This window comes from Marinobacter sp. B-12 (genome assembly GCF_056857915.1).
Genome location: NZ_JBSXOB010000048.1, coordinates 32,375 through 52,830, shown reverse-complemented (window position 1 = coordinate 52,830; position 20,456 = coordinate 32,375). Strand labels below are relative to the sequence as shown.

General features: G+C 58.0%; 20 protein-coding genes and 1 tRNA gene. 6 read left to right on the top strand and 15 right to left on the bottom strand.

Annotated features, from left to right (window positions below; all coding sequences use genetic code 11):
• The first annotated feature begins 11 nt into the window (after window positions 1-11).
• The 3 genes from AC13D2_RS08785 (at window position 12) to AC13D2_RS08775 (ending at window position 2,040) form a co-directional block, all read left to right on the top strand.
• Window positions 12-88: transfer RNA gene (locus tag AC13D2_RS08785), tRNA-Arg, on the top strand.
• A gap of 724 nt (window positions 89-812) precedes the next feature.
• On the top strand, window positions 813-1,316 hold the full coding sequence (locus AC13D2_RS08780) for a DUF411 domain-containing protein (protein ID WP_421910546.1): 504 nt from the start codon (window positions 813-815) through the stop codon (window positions 1,314-1,316).
• A 1-nt stretch (window position 1,317) separates the two neighbouring features.
• Window positions 1,318-2,040 (top strand): cytochrome c biogenesis CcdA family protein, encoded by a 723-nt coding sequence (locus AC13D2_RS08775; RefSeq protein WP_482938495.1) that lies wholly within the window; start codon window positions 1,318-1,320, stop codon window positions 2,038-2,040.
• A 53-nt stretch (window positions 2,041-2,093) separates the two neighbouring features.
• Here the strand turns inward: AC13D2_RS08775 and merR are convergent, their stop codons facing one another.
• From merR to merT, 4 genes are all read right to left on the bottom strand, one after another.
• Window positions 2,094-2,522, bottom strand: a complete 429-nt coding sequence (merR, locus tag AC13D2_RS08770) for an Hg(II)-responsive transcriptional regulator (protein WP_482938494.1) — start codon at window positions 2,520-2,522, stop codon at window positions 2,094-2,096.
• Between the two features lie 97 nt (window positions 2,523-2,619).
• Window positions 2,620-4,023, bottom strand: coding sequence for a mercury(II) reductase (gene merA / locus AC13D2_RS08765; protein WP_482938493.1), 1,404 nt, complete (start codon window positions 4,021-4,023; stop codon window positions 2,620-2,622).
• Window positions 4,024-4,034: 11 nt separating this feature from the next.
• Window positions 4,035-4,325, bottom strand: coding sequence for a mercury resistance system periplasmic binding protein MerP (gene merP, locus AC13D2_RS08760; protein WP_007151712.1), 291 nt, complete (start codon window positions 4,323-4,325; stop codon window positions 4,035-4,037).
• A 13-nt stretch (window positions 4,326-4,338) separates the two neighbouring features.
• Window positions 4,339-4,701 (bottom strand): mercuric ion transporter MerT, encoded by a 363-nt coding sequence (gene merT, locus AC13D2_RS08755; protein WP_007151713.1) that lies wholly within the window; start codon window positions 4,699-4,701, stop codon window positions 4,339-4,341.
• A gap of 163 nt (window positions 4,702-4,864) precedes the next feature.
• On the opposite strand from merT, the gene AC13D2_RS08750 reads away from it, so the two are divergent.
• The 3 genes from AC13D2_RS08750 to AC13D2_RS08740 are packed head-to-tail and all read left to right on the top strand — an operon-like array spanning window position 4,865 to window position 6,280.
• On the top strand, window positions 4,865-5,539 hold the full coding sequence (locus AC13D2_RS08750) for a MerR family transcriptional regulator (RefSeq protein ID WP_300499680.1): 675 nt from the start codon (window positions 4,865-4,867) through the stop codon (window positions 5,537-5,539).
• A 50-nt stretch (window positions 5,540-5,589) separates the two neighbouring features.
• Window positions 5,590-5,964: a hypothetical protein gene (locus AC13D2_RS08745; RefSeq protein WP_300499677.1), complete on the top strand. Its 375-nt coding sequence runs from the start codon at window positions 5,590-5,592 to the stop codon at window positions 5,962-5,964.
• Window positions 5,965-5,983: 19 nt separating this feature from the next.
• On the top strand, window positions 5,984-6,280 hold the full coding sequence (locus AC13D2_RS08740) for a heavy-metal-associated domain-containing protein (protein WP_300499674.1): 297 nt from the start codon (window positions 5,984-5,986) through the stop codon (window positions 6,278-6,280).
• On the opposite strand, the gene AC13D2_RS08735 is transcribed toward AC13D2_RS08740, so the two are convergent.
• From AC13D2_RS08735 to AC13D2_RS08685, 11 genes are all read right to left on the bottom strand, one after another.
• Entirely contained in the window at window positions 6,246-7,103 is an 858-nt protein-coding gene (locus tag AC13D2_RS08735) for an ABC transporter ATP-binding protein (RefSeq protein WP_482938492.1), read from the bottom strand. The genes AC13D2_RS08740 and AC13D2_RS08735 overlap by 35 nt on opposite strands.
• A 14-nt stretch (window positions 7,104-7,117) precedes the next feature.
• A complete protein-coding gene (locus tag AC13D2_RS08730) occupies window positions 7,118-8,194 on the bottom strand; it encodes a FecCD family ABC transporter permease (protein WP_482938491.1) in 1,077 nt (358 codons plus the stop codon).
• A 1-nt stretch (window position 8,195) separates the two neighbouring features.
• The gene (locus AC13D2_RS08725; RefSeq protein ID WP_482938490.1) at window positions 8,196-9,200 is read right to left on the bottom strand and encodes a FecCD family ABC transporter permease; all 1,005 of its coding nucleotides are present in this window, start codon (window positions 9,198-9,200) and stop codon (window positions 8,196-8,198) included.
• Entirely contained in the window at window positions 9,197-10,030 is an 834-nt protein-coding gene (locus tag AC13D2_RS08720; protein WP_300499667.1) for an ABC transporter substrate-binding protein, read from the bottom strand. The genes AC13D2_RS08725 and AC13D2_RS08720 overlap by 4 nt, the downstream gene beginning before the upstream one ends.
• Window positions 10,031-10,119: 89 nt before the next feature.
• The gene (locus AC13D2_RS08715) at window positions 10,120-12,228 is read right to left on the bottom strand and encodes a TonB-dependent receptor family protein (RefSeq protein ID WP_300499665.1); all 2,109 of its coding nucleotides are present in this window, start codon (window positions 12,226-12,228) and stop codon (window positions 10,120-10,122) included.
• Between the two features lie 105 nt (window positions 12,229-12,333).
• On the bottom strand, window positions 12,334-13,530 hold the full coding sequence (locus tag AC13D2_RS08710; protein WP_482938489.1) for a type III PLP-dependent enzyme: 1,197 nt from the start codon (window positions 13,528-13,530) through the stop codon (window positions 12,334-12,336).
• Window positions 13,523-15,373 (bottom strand): IucA/IucC family protein, encoded by a 1,851-nt coding sequence (locus AC13D2_RS08705; RefSeq protein WP_482938488.1) that lies wholly within the window; start codon window positions 15,371-15,373, stop codon window positions 13,523-13,525. Before AC13D2_RS08705 ends, AC13D2_RS08710 begins: the two co-directional genes overlap by 8 nt.
• A gap of 23 nt (window positions 15,374-15,396) precedes the next feature.
• Entirely contained in the window at window positions 15,397-16,581 is a 1,185-nt protein-coding gene (locus AC13D2_RS08700) for an MFS transporter (protein WP_482938487.1), read from the bottom strand.
• Window positions 16,578-18,374 (bottom strand): IucA/IucC family protein, encoded by a 1,797-nt coding sequence (locus tag AC13D2_RS08695; protein ID WP_482938486.1) that lies wholly within the window; start codon window positions 18,372-18,374, stop codon window positions 16,578-16,580. Before AC13D2_RS08695 ends, AC13D2_RS08700 begins: the two co-directional genes overlap by 4 nt.
• On the bottom strand, window positions 18,374-19,585 hold the full coding sequence (locus AC13D2_RS08690) for an ATP-grasp domain-containing protein (protein ID WP_482938485.1): 1,212 nt from the start codon (window positions 19,583-19,585) through the stop codon (window positions 18,374-18,376). The genes AC13D2_RS08695 and AC13D2_RS08690 overlap by 1 nt, the downstream gene beginning before the upstream one ends.
• Window positions 19,586-19,620: 35 nt before the next feature.
• A complete protein-coding gene (locus tag AC13D2_RS08685; RefSeq protein ID WP_482938484.1) occupies window positions 19,621-20,406 on the bottom strand; it encodes an HpcH/HpaI aldolase family protein in 786 nt (261 codons plus the stop codon).
• Window positions 20,407-20,456: the final 50 nt, after the last annotated feature.

Here is a 20,456-nt window from a genome sequence, read left to right as displayed (position 1 = left end):
TCTGACGATCAGCCCCCGTAGCTCATCTGGATAGAGCGTCCCCCTCCTAAGGGGAAGGTAGCAGGTTCGAGTCCTGCCGGGGGTACCAGTTACCCTCTCAACAATAACGACCCTTGCGCTGTTCCCTGGCATAAAGTTCCACTTACAACCTTAAAACCAAACCCAATGCTTGACGTATGAGCTGCTCCGGGGTTTTATACTTTGGCGTCACAGTTTGAAGTGGAACAATCCATGCGCCTCCGCAACGTCACCGCAGCATTGCTAAGTATTTTGCTTTTGCTCGGCTCCCTGTCACAGGGACATGCTGGCGTGACGAGTGGTTCCACCACGCACACGACCAACAGCATGATTCATTGCAACGGAATGAATCATGCCTCTGCAATTGATGCAGAAACCAGAGACGCCAAAATACCGATGAACTGCAGCAGCCCTAAAAACATGAGCTGTTTGCGAATCGCAGCCCAGTGCGCCTTCATGCCGCTGCACGGAATCGTAGCCGTAAACTCGGTCCCGCCTTTCCAGCGCACTGCACTCTCTCATACCGCACTAACCATAGCGGTGTATCAAAGTCCTATCGCCGACGTTCTAACACCCCCACCAGACACTCTCTTCTGATTTGCTGTGTTGTTATGGTCGGGCAACAAAGCTCGGCTCCCGAATATCCGTTCCTATACAGGCGCAGTTCTGGCAATGCCTAACGAGGCCCAGGCCTGCCCGCAGGAGATTACGATGAGAACCTTCACGTTTAAAACGACTGGTGCCAAATTAATAATAAGGCACCAGCCCTACTCAATTTTTTACAGGAACACATTATGAAAGCTTCTATCGCCGCTGGCTCAATCGCGCTTATTGTGAGCGCGTTTGCTATTGGATTTGAACTTCAAGCCTCAGAGCCCACCACCGAAAACGACGCATCTGGTAAAACCGCTCATGCCATAACGGTTTATAAGAGCCCCAATTGCTCGTGCTGTGCCGACTGGGCGGAACACCTTGAGCGCAATGGATTTGAAGTGAACATTGAGAACACAAGCAACATTAACGAAATCAAGATTCAGCACCAGGTCCCTCGAGACATGGCATCCTGCCATACCGGCATTATCGACGGCGTGGTAATCGAGGGTCATGTTCCAGCCGATGACATCAAGGCCTACCTGGAGTCACATTCTCACCCATTCGGCAACAAGACACTCGGACTCGCCGTGCCTGGCATGCCCCATGGCTCTCCGGGCATGGAAACAGGCAGACAGGACAACTATGACGTGATGGCATTTACCGCCGACGGCAAGGCTCAAAGCGTCAAACGATACGAGTTCTGATATGCCGGACCTCGCAACCTGGGGCACTCTGGCCGCTTTTATCGGCGGCCTTGTGTCTTTCTTTTCCCCCTGCACTCTTCCCCTGGTGCCCGGCTATTTGTCCGTGGTTACCGGCGGGGCGGTGAGTGACACCTCGAACCGGCTGAAGGCTTTTTGGCTGAGCCTCTGTTTTGTACTGGGGTTTAGCCTGGTTTTCGTCGCGCTCGGCGCAAGCGCCAGCCTCCTGGGCCAATGGCTGATGGCCTATCGCCGGGAAGCCAATTTGGTGGCAGGCGCACTGATTGTGCTGATGGGGCTGTTTATGCTGGGTTGGTGGAGTATGCCCGCGCTGCAACGCGACTGGCGACTGGGGCAGACACTCGAAGGTGGACGGCCGACGGCAGCCTTTGTGCTGGGCGTGGCCTTTGCCGTCGGCTGGACGCCCTGTATCGGCCCCATACTCGGGGCCATTCTGGCCCTGAGCTCTACGCACGCCAGTGCCGAAACAGGGATGCTGTATCTGGCCCTGTATTCGTTAGGGCTGGCGCTGCCATTCCTTGGAACAGCGTTGTTCATTGAACATTTTCGCAAGCGAGTACGCGGGCTCAGCCGCTGGAGCAGACCGTTGAGAGCGTTGGCTGGTTTGGTGTTAATTGTGATGGGCATAATGGTATTAACCGGCCAGATGACCCGATTTGCTACCTGGATGCTATCCACGTTCCCCGTACTGGGAGGACTCGGATAACGTTTTTCCGACAGTGAAGGTGCCCTGCTCACAACATCTCAATGACGATCCCCTCAAACCTCCGGGGCTTTGCTGATCCCGGTGTGCAATGACGCGATGAGCGGGCAGGCAATGTCCCCTTTTTGTTCATGGCACCGGGCGACCATATCGCTCAGAACACTCTCAATTCTTTCCAATTTTTTGATCTTCCCACGCACGGACTGCAATTTGTGCTCGGCCAGGACACTGGCCTCCTGGCAGTGGGCGCCATCTTCCAGTCGAAGCAGGTCGATAATCTCGTCGAGGCTAAAGCCCAGGTTCTGCGCCGATTTCACGAACGTCAATCGATCAATATCGGCAGAACCGTAGCGTCTGATCCCACCGGGAGGCCGTTGGGGCTCCGTTAACAGGCCCCGCCGCTGGTAGTAGCGAATGGTCTCGATATGGACACCGCTCGCCTTGGCCAGTCCACCGATAGTCAGTGGTTTTACGTTATTCGCCATGCGGGCTTACTCCGTAGTTGACTACGGTATCAGTTTACTTCATCAAACAAGGTTACTAATAGAGCATTTGCCCATGCAATCCATGGGCTGGCTTGCCTTATCCCGCACAGCAGGATAACTGTTTGACGTCCTTGGTAAAGGTTTGAGCACACAGCTTTAAACCTTCTACCATCGTCAGGTACGGAAACAGTTCATCGGCGATCTCGTTGACGGTCATGCCCGCACGTAGCGCCATCACCGCGGTCTGGATCAGTTCGCCGGCCTCACCCGCCACGGATTGCACACCCAGTAACCGTCCGCTTTCACGTTCCGCAACGAGCTTGATGAAGCCCCCGGTATCAAAATTGACCAGTGCCCTTGGCACGTTGTCGAGAGTCAGAGTACGGCTGTCGGTGACGAAACCCCTTACCTCGGCGTCGGTTTCAGACAAACCGACGGTCGCAATCTGCGGATCGGTAAAGACCACCTCTGGCATGGCGCTGAGATCCAGCCGTGCATTGCCACCGGTCATATTGACCGCTGCCCGACTGCCACCGGCGGCCGCCACATAGACAAACTGGGGCTGATTGGTGCAGTCGCCGGCGGCGTATATGCCCGGCACCCGGGTCTGGAGCTTCTCATTGACGATGATGGACCCGCGATCCGTCTCGACGCCGATAGCCTCCAGGTTCAGTCTGTCTGTGTTTGGTGTGCGTCCCACGGCCACCAGAAGCCGATCGGCCCGCAGTTCCCCCGCGTTCGAGGCGAGAACGATCTCCTCATTGGTATAATTGATCTGACTCGCCTGCGTGTTATTCAGAACCTTGATACCCTCGGCCCGGAACGCGGTTTCAATGGCCTCGCCAACAGCCGGGTCCTCACGGGAAAACAGCCGGCTGCGCGCCAGGATGGTCACCTCGCTGCCCAGCCGGGCAAACGCCTGGGCCAGTTCCACTGCCACGACAGACGCCCCGATGACAATCAGTCGATCTGGAATGGTGTCGCTGGCCAGCGCCGTGGTAGACGTCCAGTACGGCGTATCGGCAAGGCCCGGAACCGGAGGAATAGCTGGCCGCGCACCGGCACCAATGAACGCTCTGTCAAAGCGTACTTCGCTTTCCGTGCCGTCAGTTCCGGTAACCTGCAAGGTATTGGAATCGATAAACCGAGCCTCACCCCGCAAGACCGTAATGGCCGGATTGTCTTCGAGAATTCCTTCATACTTGGCGTGACGAAGCTCATCGACCCGGGCCTGTTGCTGGGCCAGCAACCGGGGCCGGTTAATAGAAGGCTCGACCGCCGCAATGCCCTCGTCGAACGGACTGCTGCGGCGCAAATGGGCAACATGGGCGGCGCGGATCATGATCTTCGAGGGCACACAGCCGATATTGACGCAGGTGCCACCCAGGGTGCCGCGTTCTATCAGCGTCACCCGGGCTCCACGTTCCGCCGATTTCAACGCGGCGGCCATGGCACTACCACCACTGCCAATCACGGCAATGTGCAGATCGTTATCACTCATAAACACTACTCCTATTTCGCCCCGGACTGTATCAGTGTGGACGGGTAGCCCGCGTTGTTCGTGGCCTCAGTTATTGCTTCAACGGTGGCTTTCTCATCGTCGAAAGTAACCGTCGCATCACGCTCCTCATAGCGGACCTGGACAGAACTTACCCCATCGACCCTCTTGAGAGCGGCTTTGACGGTGATCGGGCAAGCCGAACAAGTCATTCCGGGAACCAACAAGGTCACCGTCTTTTGCGACGCCAAGGCAGGCATGCTGAACAGCGTGAACAGTACGGCAGTGATCAGGGACTTTTTCATGATGTATGGCCTCTCAGTAAAATAGCGGTAAGACGAAAGGGAATGCCAACGCGATCAGTACGAGCAGCGCGACGATCCAGAAGGTGATCTTGTAAGCGGTTCGCACTTGCGGTACTGCGCAGACCTCGCCCGGATCGCAATCCTGTGCAGGCCGGTATATCCGACGCCAGGCAAAGACCATCGCCACCAGAGCAGCACCAATGAACCACGGCCGGTAGGGCTCCAGAGCGGCAAGGTTGCCAATCCAGGCGCCGGAAATACCCAGCGAGATCAGAACTAGGGGGCCAAGACAGCAGGCCGATGCGAGCACTGCTGCCACCCCCCCTGCGACTAACGATCCGCGACCGGATTTGGACTCTGATTTCAACTCTGACATTACGATGGTTCCTTTCATGACTTTTCTGGCTATCTTCAAAATACTTCCGTAGTCGGCTACGGAGTCAAGCCCTGCACTCCTATAGAATGTTCAGCACTCTTGACCCCGTACCGTGGTACGGGCACTAATGTGAGCTGAGAATTCGCGAGTTGAGGATGCCGCCATGACTGACATGACAATTGGCAAAGTGGCTGACGTGGTGGGTGTCGGTGTCGAGACGATTCGTTTTTACGAACGCCGCAAGCTCATTGAACAACCGTCACGTCCCAGGGAAGGTGGCTATCGGATTTACTCGGACGCCACGGTAAAGCGATTACATTTTATTCGCCGTGCGCAAGAGTTGGGGTTCTCCCTGAAAGAGATCGCCGAGCTGCTTGAGCTGCGAGATGCCGACGCCCCCCGCGCCGACGCAAGTAATGTGCAGCAACGGGCAATGGCAAAGCTGCGCGATGTAGACCAGAAGATTGACCAGCTACGACAAATCCGACAGGGACTTGCGGCACTTGTGGACCGGTGTCCCGGGCAGGGCCCTTTGCGGTGCTGCTCCATATTTGAAGCGCTGGAGCAGAACGCAGTACCTGCTAGCAGGCCGACAGTGAGTGAGGAGATAGGCATGCAGACAATCAGGCTTTCAATCGGTGGCATGCATTGCCACGGGTGCGAGGAAATTGTCCGTCATGTTCTCGAACAGCAAACAGGTGTAAAGGGGTGTTCTGTTTCCCACGAAAGCGGTGAAGCCCGGGTGGCAGTTGACGAATCAGAAATTTCGGACGAGCAGCTTGCAGAGGCTGTGCGTGGCGCGGGCTATTCTGCAAACATCATGAAGACGACAGAGTAACCCTTGGAATTTTCGGCTGCTTTGCCTCTAGATTCTGCTCGGGAGTGTGTATGTGGTGGTCGGGCCGCTGGGCCCCCGTGCGCCACCGTTTTAACCGCGATGCCGCCAACGGGGCTGAACGCCCGGATAAAACAAAGGTCGATCTGGTGGGCGGCATTCGGTTTACCCCCACAGAATATCGCGAGCCAGACTGGGTCTGGATGCTGGAGCTTAATTATGAACGTCTCGACCGTACGAACGGGGTTGTCGATGGCACTTCCCGTGAACTGGGCGGCGATCAGCTTTTTCTGTCCCCTGGTTTGATGTGGACCTACCGCAACGTTGCCGTCAAGGCCGGTGTTCAGGCGGAGATTTACGAGGATTTCCCGAAAGGTCAGGAGGCGGACGACTATCGCGCCTTGATCGAACTGGAATGGCATCTGTAACTTTAGAGGAGTGATTGATATGCGGACACTGTTATCTGTGATTTTTTTGATGGCACTGGCATTACCTGCCTGGTCAGCCGAATTTCGATACGAGCTAAGCGTTGACGGTCTGGCCTGTCCTTACTGCGCTTATGGCATCGAGAAAAAAATACTGACCATCCAAGGGGTAGAGAGCGACAGTCTCGACATCAAACTGAATGAAGGATTGGTTGTCTTCAACGCAGACACCGACAAACAAATCAGCGAAGACTCCCTTAAAGAACTGGTCAATGACGCCGGCTTTACGTTGCGCGGTCTGGAAACACGGAACCTGTAAGACGAGGCTCGCGGGTCAGACCGTGATCGTTCGATGCTGAACCGTCATGGAAAGACTCAGCAAATCCGGAACAGAACGGACGACCGCCCCGCCCCTTTGTAACCTGGGTATGAACCCGAAATACCCGGTTGATCAGGGGCTCGGTAATAACCTCCTCAGGGCTACCGATGGTTTCGAGCCGACCGTCAGCCAGAACCGCAATCCGGTCGGCAAATTGTGCGGCCTGATTCAGATCATGCAATGACATCACCACTGTCAGTCCGTGCTCTCGATTCAGTTTGGTCAGCAATTCCAGTACTTCCAACTGATAGCCCCAGTCCAGAAACGTGGTGGGTTCGTCCAACAGAAGAATGTCGGTTTCCTGAGCTAGCGCCATGGCGATCCATACCCGCTGCTGTTGCCCTCCGGACAGCGCTTCCACCGGTCGTTCCGCCAACTCGGAAACCCCTGTCATTGCCATGGCTTCGAAGGTTGCGTTGTTGTCGGTGGTGAGGTTGCGTTGCCACCATTTGCGATGTGGAAAACGACCCAGCGCCACCAGATCCTGAACCCGGATGCCATTGGGCACAATCGGTTTCTGGGGAAGCATGGCAAGTCTTAAGGCCAGCTTGCTTCGGTCCCATTGTTCGACGGGTCGATCATCCAGGTAAACCTGGCCGGACCGGGCCGATAGCAGGCCCGCGAAACTTTTCAGCAAGGTACTTTTACCAGAACCGTTGGGGCCCAGCAGGCAGGTAATCCCACCTTCGGGAATGGCCAGCGAGACGTTGCTCACAACCGGCTTGTCGCCGTAGGCAAGAGAGAGATGCTCGGTTCGTAACATGGAGGATCCGGGCCTCAGGGTTGACGCGATAACAGATAGAGAAAAAACGGTACGCCAAGGACAGCGGAAACCACGCCCACGGGCACTTCATACGGTGTAAACAGCGTCCGGCCGAGTAAATCCGCCAGTACCGCCAGCACCGCTCCCAATAGTACACACAAGACCAACTGAACCGGAAGATTGGCACCCGCCAGCCGTCGGCTGATGTGAGGGATCAACAAGCCGATGAAGCCAACCGGCCCCACAACTCCGACAGCACTGGCCGCCAGCAGGGTGGCAATCAGCAGAGCAAAGGCTCGCCAACGGTTCAGGCCCAGGCCCAGGGTGCGAACGTGTTGATCGTCAAGCTGCATGACTTTCAGGGGGCGCACTAGCAGCGCGACACCGACAAGACCAATAGCTGTCCATGGCAGCAACGTGCGGAGGTGTTGCCATTGCGAACCGTACAGTGATCCGGCCAGCCATTGGGCAACCAGCTCAGTATGGGCGTGGCCCCAGAACGCCAGCGCACCGGTGGTCAGTGCATGCAACATACCGGCAATGACTGCGCCGGTCAGTGTCATTTTGACCGGTGACAACTGGCCATGCCGCATGCCAAGGAAATAAACCGCGAGCGCCGTTACCAACCCGCCGGCCATGGCAAACAGGGGCAAATACTGAAGGGCAAACGATGTGTTGTTGTAAGGATCGGCACTGGATACCACCCAGTCTCCGATAATAAAAGCGACGACCGCCACCAGGCTGGCGCCGGCGGAGATGCCGAGAATGCCGGCTTCTGCCAACGGGTTGCGGCTAAGCAACTGTAACAACCAACCCGACAGGGCGAAATGAACACCAATCAGGGCGCCGGTCAGGGTACGGGGCAACCGTAATTCGAAGACCACTCGCTGAACGTGTTGCGAACTGTCACCGGTCAACCCGGACCACACCTGGGACCATGTCAGGTCCACCGCTCCGAGTTGGACGCCCGCGACGACGACAACAACCAGACTGAGCCCACCAGCCAGAAGCAGCCGGGCAACAGAGCCAGTGCCTGGAATCCGAATGCCGCGGCGGCCTGCCCGAGGAGTTGTCGTAGCCGGATGGGTCACCTTATGCACTCCGGGGTGAGGTTCGCGAATTGAGCAGATAGATCAGCCAGGGGGCCCCAATAAGGGCCGTCAGCATACCGACGGGTAGCTGCTGGGGAAAGGCCAGTTGCCGAGCCAGGATATCCGCCGCCAGCAACAACATCCCTCCAAACAGAGCACTCAGGGGCAGCCAGTGCTGGATCTGGTTGCCGGCGAGCCGTCTGGCAATGTGCGGCGCCACCAGTCCAATAAACACGATCGGGCCGGTGAAAGCGACCAGTGCAGCAGCCAGCAGTAAAGCCAGCATCAGAAAAATCAGGCGCCAGCGACCGACGGCCAGCCCCATGGCCAGCGCCAGATCATCATCAAGTTGCAGCAAACGGAAGGGCCTCTGCATCACAAACAGGGCACCGAGCGGAAGCAGCAGCCAGGGCAGCACCATCTGGAGTTGAAGCCAGCCCCGCCCCATCAGGCTACCCGCCAGCCAATAGTAGAGCTCTGCCGCTTCCGCACCGGAAACCAACAGAAGGCCCGTGGTCAGTGCCGTAGCCAGTGACGTGACAGCGATGCCGGCCAGTACTACCCGTTCGGGCTGAAGCTGGCGGCGGCCAGCGATGGCGAACGTCAGGGCTCCGCCCAGCAGGCCGCCGCCAAGGGCCATCAACGGCAGCCACATGGCGCCCGGTGAACTCAGGGTTCGAAGCGACACGACCGCCAGGGCTGCGGAGGCGATCACGCCGGTCAGGCCGGGGGATGCCAGTGAATTCCGGGTAACGCCCTGCATGACAGCACCTGCAACCCCGAGAGCGGCACCACCGAGAATACCGAGCAGGTTGCGCGGCAACCGCAGTTCCAGCACGGTGATGCGCGTCAGCAAGTCGCTGCTGCCGTTGATGGCTGACAACAACAAGGCCGGCGACACCCATCGTGAGCCCGCCATCAGGCCAACGAAGAACAACAGCACGAGAAGAAGTACCGTTGTTCCATAAAGGCCCATGGGACGTGTGGTTGAATCGTCACCCGTCATTTTTCGGCTTCCGACGTCAGCAACAGTCGCTGGATATCGTCCAGGATACGTTCCCGGGCAATCGGACCGGCACCCTCTTTCCAGTAGTGCGGCACTTCGTAGACCTGGTCAGTCCGCACGGCCTTGAGATAAGGCCAGATGGGGTTCATCGTGAACGCGCGCTGACGGCTGGTGGGCAACAGCAGAATGGTATCCGGGTTCAGTTCCAGCAAGGCTTCAAGACTAATCCGGTAGCCCAGTGGGATGCCACTGTCGGGATTCGGCGTCTGGCCACCGACATTGTCGAAACCCAGACGCTCCAGCAATGCCGTCGGCAGAAAATGATCGTAATAGACAAAGGGCGTTTCACTACCGCTGGTCAGCAGCGCCACCGTCTCGGTAGGCTTCGATGTGTTGCGATCCGCGAGTAACTGAACGCGATCGAGAAAGCGGGCATTGAGTGCGCTGGCTTTCGCCGGTGCACCCAGTGCCTGCCCCGCTAACTCAACACCCCGCAGGCTGTCCTGAACCGTGATCAGGTCCAGGGCCAGCATCGGGGCGATGGCTTCGATCTGGTCGCCGTCTTTCTCGGTATAACGACGAATGGCAATGACAAGATCCGGCCGGACCGACGACAGCACTTCCAGATTGGGCTGATGTCGGGGGCCTAGCCCCGTCACCCCATCCAACTGTGACGCCAGGTAGTCGGGCACGCCCTGCAGTCCGTAGTCGGTGACCGCCACCGGCGGTTTATCCAGCGCCAGTGCGACATCCGCCCCAAAGGTTGAAATCGCAGCGGGCCGGGCCGCCGGTGCGGACAACCGCAGGGTCTCCCCGCGGTCGTCCGTCAACCGGATAGTCTCATCCTGCGCCCATCCTGACGCAGGCGATAGCAAAACAACGAGCAGGATCGTTGCGATCCGGTTCCGTAAGCAGGCCATCAGAAGTCGAGCTGTGCCTCAAGGATAAAGCTTCGGCCGGGCTGGGGTACACGTCCGACGGGACTCACGTCCACGCCCCGGAAATAGTAATCCTCATCCAGCAGGTTGTTGACGGCCAGGCCAAGGTTCAGCACACGATCACCGCCAATGGCGAAATCGCGACCGACTCTGGTGGTGACCAGATGGTAGTCCGGCAACTCACCGGCGCTGCCATTGCTGGTTTCTTCTTCCGTGTTGTCTGCATCGCTATAGCTTGAGCTGACATACACCCAGTTCAGGCTGGCATCCCAGGCCTGGTAGCTGTACACCGCATCGGCGCTGACTTTATGGGTGGGAGCATTGGGCAGCTCGTTGCCCTCGTTGTCGCCGGTCAACTGTTCGGTATCGAGGAAGGTATAGCCAAGGCCCAGCTCCCACTGGCTGTTGAGATTCCAGCGGTTTGTCAGCTCGACACCCTGGTGGCGGGTTTCTCCGAGGTTTTCGAAACGACTGGTCGAACGGTTAAACTGAATCTGATCCTCGTAATCGATGCGGAACAGGGTTGCTGAAGACAGCAGGTCGGGTGTGACTTGCAGGCGGGCGCCCAGCTCGTGGTTCCACGAGGTTTCATTGGCAACGGCACCCTCACGGGTGGTCTGGGCAATCTGGACCGGCACCAGGGAACGCTGACTGTTGGCAAAGACAAACAGATCGTCAGACGCCTGATAGCCTACGGTCAGGCCCGGCAACAGCTCATCAGCATTGTTTTCCTCAGTGTTGCCGGTAAGGTTGTCACGGAAGTCCATGTCGACATCTTCATAACGCAGGCCCGGCGTCACCGTCAGGCGGTCATCCAGGAACGACACGGTATCACTGATGTAAAATGCCATGGCCCGGGTGTCCAGGTGCCAGTCGCGCGCCACGGAACGGTTACCGGAGGAAAATTCCAGGCGATTAACGTCGAACTCCACATCCTCGCTGACAAATCGTGCACCCAGGGTAATGTCGTGGCGGCCATGGCGAATAGCAAGCCGGGGCTCCGTGCCCAATACCGTAAACAAACGCGGTGAATCCGCAACGTGGGTCGAATCCAGCCCTGGGTCCGCCCAGTGGCCGGTGCCGCTCAGGTTCTGGCCGAAGAAGAAGGTGCGGTCGGCGTCATGGACAAAATTGCGCCACTGGAATTCCACGTTGTCGACCGGCGTGTACGTCCAGGTGAAGGTGGCGCGACTCATGTCCGCTTCGTATCCGTCGTGAGGTCGCTGGCTTTGGGTACGGTCCTGCTCATACGCTTGCGGTGTCAGGGCACCGGGAAGTTCGGCCTCGACGCGGTAGTATTGCAGCTGGGTGGCCAGTTCATGCTGGTCGTTCAGGTAATAGCGGGCGTCCAGGATCAGATTATCCACTTCGGTGTCGGAGTGGTCGCGAAATCCGTCACCACGCTGGACGTTGGCCTGAAACTGAAGGTCGAGCTTGTCGGTCGCCCGGCCGCCGACGCGGTAATAGGTATCGGTAAAGACGTTGCCGGTTTCTTCCGCGATGGTCACCCGCTCACGAAGGGTCTGGGAGGTTTCCGCCGGAATCGGTTTGGTGACGAAATTCACCACTCCGCCAACGTTGTTGGGGCCGTAGTGAACGGAGGCGCCGCCCCGAACGATGTCCACAACTTCCAGGCTCGGCAGCGTCACCGGGAACAGCGACACGCCGACGTTGCTGTAGGGGCCGATGGCAATTGGGTAGCCATCCAGCAGAATCTGAAGCCGTTCGCTACGCAGCGGGTTCAGACCCCGTACGCCGATGTTGGGCAGAATGCCGGTGCCAGTTTCATCAAGCACCGTAAGCCCTGGAACCGGGCGCAGGGCATCGTCCAGATTCAGCGCTCCGGTCGCCTGGAGCTGTTCCTCCTCCACTACCGTGCGCGCCCCAGTGTACGTCCTCTCGGACTCTTCAGTCGGTGGCCCCAGCCAGTCGGCGGTAACGTTGATGCCGGGTAGCTGGACGGGCGCATCAGCCTGCTCCTGTGCCAGAACAGGTGCTGAGCCAATAGCCAGGAGCGACACGGGGAGCATGGCTATGGCAACAGACAGTCGGTGGCGGCGCAGCGATTTTGAGACTTCGGACTTCGACATTGTGTTCTCCAGCACGTGGTATAAATTTTGATTGAGCATTCTACTGATAATAATTCGTATTACAATTAAAATAGATTATTGCGACTTGAAGATCCGCTTACCGGGTTATTCTATGAAGTACTCTTCTGGGTGGGGGTGCATCAGAAACGCTTGATGGGAAATGTTCCAGGCGTAAGCACCGGCATAACGGAATACGACCAGATCACCAACCCCGAGCGACGCAATATGAACCTGGCGGGCAAACACATCTTTGGGCGTACACAACTGACCGACCAGGGTGACGGAATGATCGGTAACGCCTGGCGTTGCAGCGTCCGTGTTGTTGATGGGCAGTATGTCAAACGGATGGTTGTGGGCCTGGGCCGCTGGTGTCCGGAAGTGGTGAGTGCCGCCCCTGCAGACGGCAAACCATTCCTCGCCGCAGCGTTTAACATCCAGAACCTCGCCAACATAGTAACCACAGGGAGCGGTTATGAAACGGCCACATTCAAACCGGATCCTCCAGGCGCGGTCCACGTAGGCCTGAAGTAATTCATCCAGGCCGGTACAGAATCCGGACCAGTCAAACTGCTGATCAGGCTGGGTGTAATTAATCCCGATTCCGCCCCCGACATTGATCTCGGTAAGACTCAGTCCATACTGGGCCTCCCAGGTACGAACGGTTTCCAGGTAGTGCTTTATCAACGTCAGGTGGCGTTTCTCATCGAGTTGATGCGACATCAGGTGAAAATGAAAACCACGCAGCCTGACCCTCCCCTGCCTTGCCAGCAGCGCAAGCGCGTCGGGTATACAAGCCTCTTCCATGCCAAACGGAGTAGGCACACCGCCCATGGTAAGCCGTGTAGAGGGTGTATCTGCCAGTTCGAGATTGATCCTCAGCAGGATGTCCTGATAAGCCTGCTTGCGGCTGGCTATGTCGCACAAACGCTGCAACTCCAGCAGGCTTTCCACATGGATCAGCTCAACGTTCTGATCAATGGCCCTTTCCAGATCGGAGGCCAGTTTGCCGGGACCACCAAAAATCACAGGCGTATCGGGAAAGTGACGGCGTACCCAGCTCAACTCACCGCCGGACGCCACTTCAAAGCCGCGCACAACGGGGGCCAAAGCACGGAGCACGGGCAATGCCGGGTTTGCTTTGGCGGCATAGAACATCTCACAGCCGGGTGGTAAACACCCAACAATGTTCTGCGCCCGGTTACGGAGCCCAGGCAGGTCATACACGTAGGCGCACAGCGGGTCGCTGTTTTGAACTTTCAGTTCGTTGATCGCTCGCTGAACGGAAACAGGTACTTCAGGCATTGCACTGCCCTCCCCTGCTGTCTACGGCTCGGGGCAGAGTCATCGCCAGCGGGTTTGGTACCCAGGTGTACTGCGACTCACGGTCTGGACGCTTGAAAAGGCGGGTCATCAGGTTACTTTTGTTCGGAATGGGCTCGCCGGCCAACAGCCTGCCCAGAACATCGGCCGCCCAGGGATCGTCGGTGCCTGCGAGCCATTGGCGTACTTCCCTGGCAAGCGCGTCCCACAACCGGAGTTCGATGTGGTTCTGCCCCCGGGATAGGCAGGCCACAGCCTGAAACAGATGGTTCACCAACAGACAGTACGCAATGCGTTTCCAGGCTTTGTCCTGGCTGTAATGAACAGACGCCAGCGTTTGTTCATCAAGAAAGTCAGGCAGCGCTCCTGACCAGCGACCAGGCACCAGCTTTGTTCCCTCCAGGTCACGGATAAAGACCTGAGCAGGGTATCCCTCCCGGATGCCAACCACCACGTTCTGAAGGTGTGGTTCAAAAGCCACACCGTGGTGGAACAGCGACTCAAAGAGAGGGGGGATTAGCAAGGCTAGATATTGCTCAAACCATTGCACCCTGGCTTCCTGATTCGTGGTTCCTTTGGCAGCAGCCCAGACTCCCGCTGCCTCCGTGGCTGGGCAGCGGCCAAAGCGATCATCGCTGAACAGCGCTGCGGCCAGCATCGGTGTTACGCCTGTATCCAGGTAGGGTTCCAGGTTGTCCCGCAGGATAACGCCGAAACCTTCCGCAATCGTTCGGCGATCCGGCTCGGAGTGGTCGGTGAAATCAAGGGTCTGGTAAGCCGGTTCGTACAGCAACCGGAACCCGCGCCACCGGGCCAGTGAGGGCGCAAGGTGAGCCTTCAGGGCTGCGGAGAGGGCAACGGCGCTTTCCAGTTCGTAAACGGCGTTTTTCCGGATGCAGTTGGTCAAGCGAACATGGGTTGAGAATTTCAGGAAATGGGGGTTGCCCGGCTGGTAAAGCGTACGAACCGATGCGGTTGGGTAGAACCGTTGGCCGGCCTGGCCCAGTGGCAAGATCCGCCCGGATCGGATGGCACTGCGAACGATGGGCAGACGCATGAGGTAGCGCGCCTGCCAGGGGTGCACAGGAACGGTGACCCATCCGTCTGGCACGTCCACCTCAATATCCGCGTCTGACCCGGCTACCGGCCCGGCCATGTCACCCCGGGTACGAAGGTCGTCCGGGTGAACCGCAAAGTAATAGAGGGCAAACCCCGCTCCCATTTCAGGGGAGTACTGCAGGATGTCCTCGGTGTCGAACCCTTCCCGGGATTTTGGTGCCGGATGATAACGATGTCCGAAACTCAGGGACTGCTCAGACCAACGGAACGCCTCCAGCCCCTGCCCCCAATCGGCGGGCACGCGAGTATATGCAAGGATGCTCCGCATGACATTCCGGCTGAGAAGAATCTGCCGGTAGAGCTCGCTGTTAAATGGTTCATTGAAACGCTGCGCCATTTTATGAAGCAGTATCCGGCCCAGTTGCTCCAGCCCCAGTACCCGCCATCCCTTAAGCGCAGACTTGTAGTATGGCGCAGATAGGTAGCGGTAGTTGCATGTCCGTGAGTCTCCCGCCACCAGAACCAGCAGGACCTCTTCGCAATCAGGGAATCCGATTTTCAGTACACTGGCTGGCTCCAGCGCCAGGCGGACCCGAAGCCCCTGGGGCCAGGACCGGCTTCCGTCGCCGACCTGAACCAACAACTCCCCAGACGGCTGGGCAATATCCCGGCAGTAGCAATTCAACAGGGCTTCCATACTGGCTTGATCCGCCTGATAGTCGCAGTGCTGATCCCTGAAATAATGGTGTGACGCTGTCACTGACATGACTTCATTCCTTTTCCAAGCGTTCATGGTTGTCGACGGCCGGGGCGTCGGCCCGGTAGCCGCCGAGATTGACGGAGAGTGACGGTGAGTGTGATGGTGAAAAGGGTCGCCACAGCGCCCAGCCAAAGTGGCGCTGTCTGATTGCTCATACCCGTGGCGACACCCGCGAGCACCCCGGCCGCGACACCGGCCCATTTTCCGGCGCTGTCCAGGGCGCCAAAGCTTTGGCCTGCACTTTCCATGCGTGTGAGGCGCGCGGTTTCCGCATTGAGGGCAAAGAGACAGATTGTCATGCCCAGTCCCATGACCAATCGCCCGACGAGAATCGCGACCGTCGTCCCAGCGGTCGCCTGAATAACGTATGACAGCGCGAACAGTGCGAGGCCCGCGAGCAAGCTCCATGATCTACCGAAAAAAACGCTTCGTCGCAGTGGGCTGACCAGAATAATCAGATAAAGGGCATGGGGGAGGCTGTAAAGAAAGCCGGCTATGGCGGCGGTACTGCCCATTCGTTCCTGGGTCCAGGGAATAAAGTAGGGAAAACTGGCCACCAGCGCGAAATTGAAACCGAAGTAAAGCAACCTCAACCGCCGCCAACTGGTGGATGCCGGAGCCCTTTCGCGAGGCTGTTTCTGACCACGAGCCCCACCCAAAACCTCGTCCGGGGGAGCAAGCTTCCATACCAGCAGCGCCGCAAGGATGGGCAGAACCGCCATGTAGAGGTACAGATGCTGCGCTGGGACCCAAGTAATGAAGAAACCAAAAAGGATGGGCGCCAGTATCATGGCCGACCTGGCCGAGCCTTGCATCCAGTTCAGCGACTGGTTCAGGTTTTGGCCGCGAGCGATGGCGGAGAGGTAGGCGCTTGATGCCGCGAAGGTTCCGCCCAGAAAGCCCTGAACCATCAGCGCCATGGCAAAGGTGATCACGCCTGGCGCCAATCCTGCAATCACGAAGGCCACGGCGAGACCGATCTGGGCCCGAAGGAGCGACCAGCGGCGACCGAAACGATCCGCGAGTTTGCCCCAGAACGGCGCCGCCAGCGCTGTACAAACTGTCGGGATAATATAGAACCAGCCCACCCAGACGGTGTGTTCAACCGCAAATGTGTCCGTCAGAATCAGTCCAAAAAACGGTGGCATCCCCAGCGCCACCAATGCCGCGGTAAAGTGGCTGAGCAGGACCACCGGCAGGACGGATTGGCTCATGAATCCTGCCTCAGGAAGTTCGGAGCCAGCTTGCCATAGAATTTATTGATGTCAGCGGCACCCGTGCGGGACTTGCTCTCCAGGCTGCCTGCCCTGAGAAGATACTTGGTATAAAGCTGGCGATCCTCCAGCAGCACCTCACGCGCTGGCTGGGTATTGACACCATCGTCGTCCAGCTGACCGAGTACGCTGATCAGTTCCTCACGGAGCAACTTGTACCACTGGGTCCGTGATCCGAGCCCCTGTGCGGCCAGGCCCTCCAGGATAACGGCCAGGTTCAGTTGCAGGGTGATGGTGGTAAACATCTGTGCCAGGGGTGTTTCATGGGTGACCAGGATGCGTTGATCCCGGAGTTGCGCGACTTTTGAGTCCATAGACGATATCTCGCCGCATAGCCTGTCTGGCCACACCCTGGGGGCGTCGTTGTCCTTGAAAAGCAACTGCGGTGGCCGCCCTGGCGTGAGCAACACCATGGAGTTCTGCTGGTTGGATTCCAGTGCAATGCCGTAGACCAGCCACAGTCGCAGGTGCACCGTCAGCGTCAGCGCAACGTACTGGCGCACCCACTCCGTCAGTTCGCCATGATTGAACTCGTCCGCGATCATCTGGGCAACGCAACGACCGTCCGGGCTGTCGGCTAACAAAGAGGCAACCGGCACAATCTGCTGCTGGTCGGAAAACCCGCAAAACCGTCGCACAATGCAGCCTAGCCACGGCAAGTCGCCAACGTGAAGGCCTGAGGATTCGTCGGTTACGGTGAATGCCCCCTTAAGAACAGGGTCGTTACCGGATATCTCCTGCAGGATTTGCTGAACCGTATGACCATCGTAAAGCGTGCTCGGTTTGACCGTTCGAATGTTCCGGTTGCCCAGTGTGCGAATGGTCAAAGGGACTTTCACGTGAACATCGGGCGCGGCTTCAAGCTGGAGGGTTCGAACTGACAGTGTTGGCTGAACCCAAAGCGCAGGCGTTGGTGCGCGGATGACCCTGGCACCGATCTCTGTGTTCGACAGATAGTCACTCAGCGCGGTATCCCAGAGATGAGGGTGCACCGGCAACAAGTGGTGACCGTCAGCAAGCCGGTTATCCAGCCCTACCTCGCTGAAATCCGGCCAACAACCCGGGAGCTCGCCCACCGCAGTGACTTCCGGGCCGGGGATGGCAAGCCACCGTAACTGGAAACGCGGGGCAAATTCAGGCGCGTACGCCGCCAGTGCCGCCCCATCAAAACCGCTCTTGGCGCGGGCGCTGGGATAGAACGGGTGATCTAGAAAGGCCGCGAGGCGATCAAAGTAAAGCAGGCGCTCGGATAGTCGGGAAACGTCCTTCCAGCTTTGTCCCTGGTGGCGTATTTCGTCAAACCACCTTAATCGCTCCTTCTGGCAGAAGGCGGCGTGAGACTCCGCCGTTCTACACTCGTCGGCATAGACCGCCAACTGCTCTCCAGAGTCGTCGTGTTCGTCCGCGGTGAGGCATGCCAGAACCTGTTCGTAGTGATCCACTTCTGAGACACTTTCGGTTTGATCTGCGGGCTGCCAGATGAGCGCGTCACCACTCCACTGCCAACGCTGCATAAAGGTTGCCGGATTGACCGGCAACCACAGGACACCTCGCGCCAACGTCCACCGTAACCAGGTGGCAGGCCTTCCCGGAGAGCCAGGCACTGTGGCCGTCCCGACGGCCTGAGAATCACTTTGGCAGCGAGCCACGTCCTCGCGGATCAGGGCATCGACCAGCCTCTGGGTCAGATACTTTCCGAGGCCTGTTGAAGACAGAGCGGTGTCCCTGGTCATCAGCCTATCTCCCACTCTGCCTCAAGATCGGTGGCCCATTCGGCCAACGTATCCTTTACCCGGGAGGGATCGCTTGAAAACAACCGCAACACACCCAGGTAGTCCTTGTTTGAATGGGTCAAGCGCACGTCATCCCCCACTTCCCTCAGCGGTTCAAATTCTGCAATACCATCGCCGCACGGCTCACTGCGACCGTGGGCCGAACGACGAACCCGCCCACTGGTTGAAGCACTGAGGTAGCGTATCTGAGCGGCCTGCGTGGGAGGGGATAATTCAAGAGGGTTGCCAACGTGGGCCTGAAGGATGGCATGGAACAGCCCATGATTCATCATACGGTCAAGCAGGAATTCGCGACCGTCTCCCACCGTGCGGTAATTGATTTCGATAAGTCTTGGGCCACTGTCGGTGATCACGAATTCGGAATGGCAGGAGCCAAGGCCGACACCGAAGCGCCGTACCTGCCTGAACATCTCCTGCAGGTGAGGACTGTCTGGCTGGAAGGGCACCCACGCCGCTTCAAGTTCGACAAAGTGCGGCGGCTCGGAAAGCCGCACTTCAAATCCCCCGAGCGCCATCAGGCTGTTTCCGTCCCCAATGGTCTCCAGAGTGTGAACGGGGCCTGACAGAAATTCTTCCAGCAACAACGGTTGCCCGGCTTGCCCTTGCCAGAACTGATCACAGAACGATTGCAGTTGCGCCGCGTTGTCGAGGCGCCTGACATTGAGGCTGGCGACGCCCTCACGGGGCTTGGCAATACATGGGAATGGAACGTCGTTGATCACTTCCGCCAGGGACGCCTGATCATTCACCGCCCGGAACCAGCATGCGCCATCATCGAGCGCTTTCAGGTACTGGCGCATGACCGCCTTGTTTTTTGCCCGGTAGCAGGCTTGCCAGTCTTTGCCCGGCAGATTCAGGTAGGCTGCGGTCAGGGCGGTCACCGTCTGCAGGTGGTCGCTGTTGGAGAATATGCCCACCGGCGCCGGGAGTTCTGAGAGAAGATCAATAACAGACAGGGGATTGAAGACATCACATTGGAGAATCTGTTCCGGATAGGCGGGAAGGTCCGGTTGACTGAAGTAGTGGTGATGCGTCGCCGCCTGGTCAGTCAACAGGATCACTTTCAGCCCCATCGACTGGGCCGCTGGCAGGAATCCCCGGTTCAGGGCTTCCGTTGGAACATGAGCAAGAAAAAGTACGGTATCGCGCATAGGAAAACTCTTGTCAGGCTTGAAGAAGGATTGCCTCAGGGAGACAGCGGGCTCGATTCGGCACGGCAGGTCGCAAGGTGGGACTTGAGATATTTAAAGAGCAAACTGCGGTCTTCTCCCAGGAGAAAGACCCCTGCCCCCCACTCCTGCCATTCCGTTAATTGGTCAGGACTTCGGGGCAAGGCGCAAAACTCCACTGAACACCGGCGGCAACTCGCTGCCAGTTCCGTAATGGCATGATTGACAGAAGGATGGAACGGGTCGCCCGGGCAGCCCAGTGATTGCGACAGATCGACTGCTCCCGGAAGCACCCAGTCAACACCGGGAACACCCAGAATCGCTTCGCGGTTATCCATGCCTTCCTGGTCCTCAATCATGAGCACAATGAGGATTTCCTGGTTCGCCTGGCTGAGGTAGTCTTTCAGCGAGAGGGTTCCGAAACCGGTCGTCCGGCCGCCAGTGATACCACGTTGCCCCGCCGGAGCGTAACGTGCCATCTGAACAACTTCCTGTGCCTCTTCGGCGTTACGGATACGTGGCACAACGATCCCCTGAGCACCGCTATCCAGAGCCCGGGTAATCGCAGGACGATCAACCCCCGGCACCCGCACCAGAGGTGTGACGGAAGCACACTCGGCGGCACGAATCATGTGCTCCAGGGACTCTGGGTTGGTGGACATGTGCTCTGTGTCCAATATGACAAAGTCATAGCCGGCGTGGCCGATCATCTCTACCATCCATGGCGTTGGCACCGCGTTAAGCAGTCCATACGCCGAGCGGCCCTGGGAGACTTTCTCGCGCGTCCGGTTAATTGTAAGCACATAAACTCCGCAATAAATTAATTTAAATGCAAATCATTGTTATTCGTATT